The following is a 7,037-nucleotide window of genomic DNA, read 5'->3' on the forward strand; positions in this document are numbered from 1 at the left end:
AGTCTTTACTAGGCTGTGAAACAGTTTTTTTGAAATATGTCCATGTAAACCTGATCAGCTTTTTCATATTCACTAAGCCGGCCGATATCAAGCCAGTATTCTCTAATGGGAAAGGCTGAAGGAGTTATGCCTTTTTCAAGAAGCTGTTCGAAAAGATCGGTCATGTCAAAATATTGATTAAGGGGAATAAAATCAATGATATCCGGATTGATCGTATAAATACCAGCATTTACGAACATGGTCTCAATGGGTTTTTCTTTCAGGCCGGTCAGCTTATAATTATCAATTTGCACAACGCCAAAGGGTAACTGAAATTCATGCTCCCTGATGCACAATGTGGCCTGAGCATTATGAGCATGATGGTATTCAAGCAATTGACAGAAATTGACTTTTGTCAAAAGGTCTCCATTCATTACAATAATCGGGTGGTTGGGCTTTGACTCTAAGAGACTTAGAGAGCCTGCGGTACCAAGCCTTTTTTTCTCTTTGATATAGGTTATGCAAGCCCCCAAGTGTGTGCCGTCTCCAAAATAATCCTCTATCATCTCAGCTTTATAATTCAGGGATATGAAAAAGTTGGAAAATCCATTTTCGATAAAGTTATTGAGAATAATCTCTAAAATAGGTTTGTTTCCCACACGCAGCATTGGCTTGGGGCAGTCATTGGTCAGTGGTCTTAAACGGGTACCCAGGCCGCCTGCCATTATAAATACAGGATTTGGCATGGATTGGTTAATGACTGTGTTTCCCTGTTTTATGGCGATGATTTTACCTTGATCATCCAGAATCGGGATTGCCCGGCAGGTTAAATTTTTATGAAAGACAGCATTTATTTTTTTGGGGTGGTCAGACACGTTTAGTGCAATTGGCTGGGTGTGCATTATCTTGCTTACCGGGGCATCCATAGAAATTCTGTTCAAAATTCCCCTTCTAATGTCACCGTCTGTTACTGTACCAAGCAATTTCATTTCGTTATCTGCTACCAATGCCGTTAACAGCGGGTGACTGCCGTCGATGACTCGTATCGCATCAAGTATGGTATTGTCAGGCGAGATTATAATTGATTTCCATGATTCCATGTTCATCCCTTTTTCAAATTATCTTATGCTACAGCTATCTATCGGATGTGTTTATAATTGCCTTTAATTTACACTTGAATCAGCATTGACTCTACCATAAAAACCAACTATCCAAAGTCAAGAATTTTTTTTGTGACAGGAGCGTTCACCGGTAAATCTTCTGTTACTATTTTTCCCTCGAGAAAATCAATATCATCGGGGGTGAAATCCGATGCGGGCCTTGTGAACTGAAGGTCTTCGGATTTCAGCGTATCTCCTTTTTTAAGTTCCCTTCTGGTGTATACGCCTCTTCTGAAATCTTTGGCGCATTCCTGGTCAGGCCTTTGTGATATGGCTTGGGCTGAACCGGCCATGGACTCGAACAGCGCAAGCCGGGATTTGAGAGCCTTAAGGTCTGCCGGATCTGCGGAATGGGAATGGTCACCTTCGGGAATGGTTTTATCCAGAGTAAAATGGGTCTCAATGACTTGGGCACCTATAACGGCCGCCGCAAAGCAGGCTTCTATTCCCGGAAAATGGTCTGAATAACCGATGACGATTCCATCAAGCTGCTCTTTGAGGTAGGGGATGATTGAAAGGTTCAGTTGGTCTGCGCTGGCAGGGTAGTGTGAAATGCAATGGAGGACGTAAATGTTTTTGCAGTTGGCTGATTTAAGCGTATCAACTGCAGCCGAAATTTCTTCCATGGAGGCCATCCCCGTTGATAGATATATGGGCTTGCCCGCGGCAGCTACTTTTTTAAGGAGCATGGTGTTGGTACAGTCCATGGAAGCGATTTTAAATGCCGAGACGCCCACCTTGGCCAGAAGATCCACTGCGTCAATGCTAAAGGGAGTACTCATGAAATCAATGCCTTGGGTTTTAGCTTCCCGACGGAGTCTTTCATGGTCTTCAAAAGACATCTCCCCTTTTTCAATCAGGGCATAATGGGGGGACGAGGGCAGTGCGATATCTTTGGCTCTGAATGTCTGGAATTTGACGGCATCAGCGCCGGCCTCTGCGGCCGCCCGTATCATGTCCACGGCCAGGTGAATATCCCCATTGTGGTTAAATCCGATCTCGGCAATCAGGTACATAGGCTGGGTACTCCTTTATCTGTTCATAAAAAAATGTTTTATTTCATTGCAAATCATATCAACATCATCTCCTGTCATGCCTGGAAATAAGGGAAGGGTCACCATTTTCCGGGAGACTTCATCCGCAGTGTCAACGGGTTGATTCATGATTCCTTTATAGTAGTTGAAATCATTCATGGCAGGATAGTGTATGCTTGTCTGGATGCCTTTGAACTTCAGGGCATCCATAAATTGAATGCGCAGGTTTTCTTTTTTAAGAAGGATGGGGAATATGTGCCAGGATGAGATCCGGTCTCCCGCCGGATTTTTCCATGGAATCTTAACATCTTTTATTTTTTCCAGATGCTTTATGTATGCTGCTACTATTTTTCCTCTTTTCTCATTGGCCTGGTCAAGTTTTTTCAGCTGAACGATTCCCAGGGCAGACTTTATTTCATCAATCCTGTAGTTAAGCCCGGGCAGAACCACATCATAGGATATGGCTCTGCCGTGGTGGCGGTCAATGGTCATACTGGTCATTCCGTGGGAACGCATGAGCTTGATTTTCCGGATCAGTTCCGGAGCCGATGCCGTCACCATTCCCCCTTCTCCTGTGGACAGGTTTTTGTTGGAAAAAAAACTGAAACAGCCAATATCCCCGATAGTTCCGCATTTTAGATCCTTGTACGTGGCTCCCGGGGCATGGGCTGCATCTTCGATCAAAAGGAGATTGTTGGATTTACACAATTGCCTGATTTCGTCCATATCACAGGGCCACCCGGCATAGTGAACCACAATAACAGCCTTTGTTTTATCAGTGATTTTTATTTTTATGGCCCTGGGATCAATATTCCAGTCGTCAAGGGATTTAATATCAGCCAGAACCGGACGGGCCCCGGTAAGTACAACCACATTCAGGTCCGCAACAAAGGTCAGCCCGGAGATGATTACCTCATCCCCGGGACCGATATCCCGGCTGAGCAGTGCCAGATGCAGGGCAGCCGTACCGCTAGATACGGCGCAGCAGTGTACGCTTCCACCCAGATACCGTCCGAACTTATCTTCAAAGGCCGCAGTTTTTTCTCCTGCAGTCAGCCATTTGTTTTTCAGAACATCTGATACTGCTTTAAGCTCCTGGTCGTCGTAATTAAGGTCAAACAGGGGGATTTTCCACATGAGTCAATTTCTTTTTATTTGTTCAAAGAGTTGCACTGCCTTTTTCAATGGGACCTCCCAGGCCGGTCTCTGGCATATATCGAGTGTGCATAAGGCTGCAGACATCCTTTCAAAGTCCTCAGGGGTATCCACGGTCATTCTAAGTTGCGGTTTTAACAGTTCCTGTGGTGCAGTCAGTTTACCTGTTTTAAACATCCTCGGACGGTGAAGGACTACATTGTTGAGATGTTCAAAATCTTCGGGTGTCTTGGCCATATCCTGAATCCGATGGAGAAGATCCGTTGTGAAAACGTCTACTCCTGCTCCCAGAGGATATCCATATGACTGGATATAATCCAATATTTCATTTTCCATTTTTCGAACACAACTGTTTATGATATCAGGGCAGGTTAAAGGATTGTCTGCCGTCACCCGAACATTTAATACAGAGGGAAATGCCCGGATCGTTTTCATATAACGGGCCAATACATTTTCAAGATTCCCCCGGATGCAAGCGACCCCTTCCTGGTGGGCCCATGCCTCAACCGGGTTGTCTTCGGGTGAGTCTGAGGTAGCAACAATGATTCTGAAATACTCATGCTCAAGTCCCCAGGATAGCCTGCGGATCAAGAAGGTCAGCATGGGAATACCGCAGAGGGGGTACATTGCCTTTCCGGGCAGCCGAAAAGAAGAGAATCGGCATTGGATAATTATGTTTGTTTTTTTATTTTGCATTTTGGCCTTCATCATGAAAAACAATATTTGCCGATCTCTGATTTATTATTAAAAATCTTGGCCGCTTTTGTTGGCATCCTATCACCAAAAATAATGATCTGCCTGATAGCCTCAACACCATGGGATGCATACCATTCCGAATATCGTGAAAAAGGCTTAAATTCATCTAATACATGATAGTTAATTTCTAAGGTTTCAAATTGTTGTACGGCATTCCAAAGGACATCTTTTCCTTGAATAATAGGAGATTGGCTAATACCTATATAACGCCCCCCGATTTTTAAATTTCTGTTTATCAGTTTGAGGATGTTAAAAGTATGTTCTATGCCTTGTTCTCCCCCGTCAGAATCCAGTAAAAGTCGAGAGGCCGGGCCAAATATAAACGGAGGGTTAAAAACTACAATATCTGAAGTCGAAATGAAGCTTTTACAATTTGAATATGTTGAAACGTGGCCTTGGAGAGCCAATTCATTGAGGGCTGAATTAACTTGTGCGCATTCAATGGCACGAGGGTTAATATCTATACTGTGTATAACACTTTCATTTTGTTTATGCGGGCAGTTTTTTGAAATTGTAAGTCCTAGAATTCCGCTGCCGGAGCAGATATCACAAATAACTTGGCCTTGATAATTTACTTCTGCTAAAAATTCGGCTAAGACCAAAGAATCATAGGAAAGATATACCATATCATTATAAGTTCGATCATATCGGTCTGCTATAAGAAACATGTCCCTAAAAGGGATAATTCGAAAATTGGATAATAATTTTGTCCCTTCTAATGTTAATTTCTGACTTATTAAACCTGCATGAATACATTGTTGAACGACTGTTTTGGGCCAGAATTTATATATTAGCTCTTGCTCAATTTCTAATGATGTAATCCAAAATTGATAGGCAAGATAATCCTCAAAAAAAAGATTTTTTCCTTTTTCAAGAAAATATTCCGGTGAAGAACAGAGAGAAAAAAGATTACATCTGTTTTCTAAGAAATTTTTTTTGATTTTGGATTCAAATATAAGTTGTTTTTCACCTATCGGGCCGTTAAATTTCCTCATTGGAAATTTAATCATATTTTTAATAAATGGTGAAATAAGAGATATTGCCTGCTTGACATCATCAATATTCTCTAAAAGACTTGAATACTTTTTGTGGTTTTGTCTTAATTTCATAAGAGGTATCTTATAATTTCGGCATTCTTCATATCATCCCCCCCAAAGTACTTTACACTTTTTGGGAAATGATTGCTAAAAAAATAGGGTGCTTGCTCCAAAAAGTGTAAACTGGTAAATGAAGGATGGCCTCTTGAACTGTACGCATAGACAACTTACTCACTTCAACTGCACCTTTACTGACTGTTTTTCAACTGCATCCCAAAATTTTGGCAATATAATTTCTACCGCCATGCCCCAATTTTAAAGCTTCGATACCAGCATATCTCCGGCGATCTTGTTCATTAAGGGTTTCATAATATAGGCGCATAAAATTTTTTGTCTCTTCAGAGTAACATTCCATAATCGCCCCTTATTACAACATATTTGCAGGTTTTCATACCTCAAAAATCAAAATGGGAACTTTATTTCGTACTCATTCCTAAACTACTTTTATGGGGATATGAAGAATGCCCCTAATTGCATAAAAAATTTCTTAAGTATCAAAATAAAGGCTATCGATTTAAGCCGGAAGGCCCTTTAAAATAAGGCATCTCCGGAATCATTGGCTCATGAGGCTTGGGTACTGCAAAACTCTCATCACCAGGCCAAATTATCCCGCGTTATGTCGGTAGCCAAAATAAATCAATTGAGAAATGAGAGGGGATCACTCAATAAAGCATAAAAAATTTTTAAAGGCTACCTTGAAATTGATTATTCTCTCATTTATAACAGAAAACATTGAGTGACTAAAGGGATTATTATCATTTCAATTGCTTGATTTTTAAATTCTCTTATTTGCTATTCAAATGATCGAACGCCAAGTATGTTCGATACAAGTCAACAACCCCTCGGCTAAAGACCGAGGAGCTTGTGGGGAAACCCGTAAGCTCAGTTGATTAGCCTAAGCTCTGCGTTATTGATAAGTGGAGCTACGTTACTGCAGAATATATAGGTACTTCGGGATACTCCACACGTCCCGAACGTTACGGTCAGTGTTTAAACATCTGTGAGGGTAGCAGAAGTGATGCTGATATTAAAAAACCTGCGGATAACATTGGCAATGTGGATCACTGGTTTATTGTAGAGTTCCAGAATAGGACCTGAGGGTTTCTATTACAAAAACTCTACTTTCTTCAACTGAAGATTGGTCAATTCATCCCCCAAGCTAAAGACTTAGGGGTTTTCTTGTTAAATTTTATAAAAATTCAGCCAGGGCAACCGGTCTGAAATCAATATATATTAGTGGATAAAAAGGAAAACGCATCATGGATATAAATACTGTTTCTCAAAACACCACGACGGCTGCATTATCAGGTGCCGGCCCCATTGAAATAGAAACTGCTGATAAAATCAAAGATATGGCACAGGATCGGTCCCAGACAACCGAACCCAAACAGGAAGCGTCGCCGCCTGCCGAAGAGATAAAAAAAATTACAGACACCCTGAATGAATACATGGATGATCTGCAAACCGATCTGGGGTTTTTCATGCATGAAAAACTGAACCATCAGGTGGTCGTGGAGATCAAAAACAGGAATACCGATGAGCTTGTAAAACAAATTCCCGCCGAGGAACTGGTGAGGATAAAGGAAAAAATGGCGGAATTGACCGGGCTTCTTTTTGATAAAAGCGTGTGATCTCTGATTTTATTCTCGCACAAAGCCTCAAAGGCACAAAGCTGCGTAGGTTGGGTTGAGGAACGAAACCCAACAACTGGTAGCTGAACAATAAGCAAGGGCGCATTCCCATTTTCCCGGTTATGCAACAGCCAATGAATTGTGCGAGTTTGCCATTTGTTTCAAATAATTCCATCTCCCTGACTTATAATATGAACGTAGCATGATCACCTTCTCTGCATTTTC

At 41.6% G+C, this 7,037-nt stretch carries 6 protein-coding genes; 1 reads left to right on the forward strand and 5 read right to left on the reverse strand.

Annotation, left to right across the window (positions count from 1 at the left end; genetic code table 11):
- Nucleotides 1-8: 8 nt before the first annotated feature.
- From HXW94_RS08340 to HXW94_RS08360, 5 genes are all read right to left on the reverse strand, one after another.
- Nucleotides 9-1,079, reverse strand: a complete 1,071-nt coding sequence (locus HXW94_RS08340; protein WP_178366434.1) for a nucleotidyltransferase family protein — start codon at nt 1,077-1,079, stop codon at nt 9-11.
- A gap of 107 nt (nt 1,080-1,186) precedes the next feature.
- Nucleotides 1,187-2,155 carry an N-acetylneuraminate synthase family protein gene (locus tag HXW94_RS08345; protein ID WP_178366435.1) on the reverse strand — a complete coding sequence of 323 codons (969 nt, stop codon included), beginning with the start codon at nt 2,153-2,155 and terminating at the stop codon, nt 1,187-1,189.
- 15 nt (nt 2,156-2,170) lie between these two features.
- On the reverse strand, nt 2,171-3,310 hold the full coding sequence (locus tag HXW94_RS08350; protein WP_178366436.1) for a DegT/DnrJ/EryC1/StrS family aminotransferase: 1,140 nt from the start codon (nt 3,308-3,310) through the stop codon (nt 2,171-2,173).
- A 3-nt stretch (nt 3,311-3,313) separates the two neighbouring features.
- Complete coding sequence (locus HXW94_RS08355; RefSeq protein WP_178366437.1) at nt 3,314-4,039, reverse strand: cytidylyltransferase domain-containing protein; 726 nt, start codon at nt 4,037-4,039, stop codon at nt 3,314-3,316.
- Entirely contained in the window at nt 4,036-5,193 is a 1,158-nt protein-coding gene (locus tag HXW94_RS08360) for a methyltransferase (protein WP_178366438.1), read from the reverse strand. Before HXW94_RS08360 ends, HXW94_RS08355 begins: the two co-directional genes overlap by 4 nt.
- Nucleotides 5,194-6,440: 1,247 nt before the next feature.
- Between HXW94_RS08360 and HXW94_RS08365 the strand changes: the two genes are divergently transcribed.
- On the forward strand, nt 6,441-6,812 hold the full coding sequence (locus HXW94_RS08365) for a flagellar protein FlaG (RefSeq protein ID WP_178366439.1): 372 nt from the start codon (nt 6,441-6,443) through the stop codon (nt 6,810-6,812).
- The last annotated feature ends 225 nt before the right edge of the window (nt 6,813-7,037 follow it).

Origin of the sequence: Desulfobacter latus (assembly GCF_013389365.1) — a bacterium.
In the GTDB taxonomy this organism is placed as follows: Bacteria; Desulfobacterota; Desulfobacteria; order Desulfobacterales; family Desulfobacteraceae; genus Desulfobacter; species Desulfobacter latus.

Bases quoted from the DNA above. Each gene is read 5' to 3' on its own strand.
- HXW94_RS08345 (WP_178366435.1), bottom strand. From the start codon at position 2,155: ATGTACCTGATTGCCGAGATCGGATTTAACCACAATGGGGATATTCAC.
- HXW94_RS08360 (WP_178366438.1), bottom strand. From the start codon at position 5,193: ATGAAATTAAGACAAAACCACAAAAAGTATTCAAGTCTTTTAGAGAAT.
- HXW94_RS08355 (WP_178366437.1), bottom strand. From the start codon at position 4,039: ATGATGAAGGCCAAAATGCAAAATAAAAAAACAAACATAATTATCCAA.
- HXW94_RS08340 (WP_178366434.1), bottom strand. From the start codon at position 1,079: ATGGAATCATGGAAATCAATTATAATCTCGCCTGACAATACCATACTT.
- HXW94_RS08365 (WP_178366439.1), top strand. From the start codon at position 6,441: ATGGATATAAATACTGTTTCTCAAAACACCACGACGGCTGCATTATCA.
- HXW94_RS08350 (WP_178366436.1), bottom strand. From the start codon at position 3,310: ATGTGGAAAATCCCCCTGTTTGACCTTAATTACGACGACCAGGAGCTT.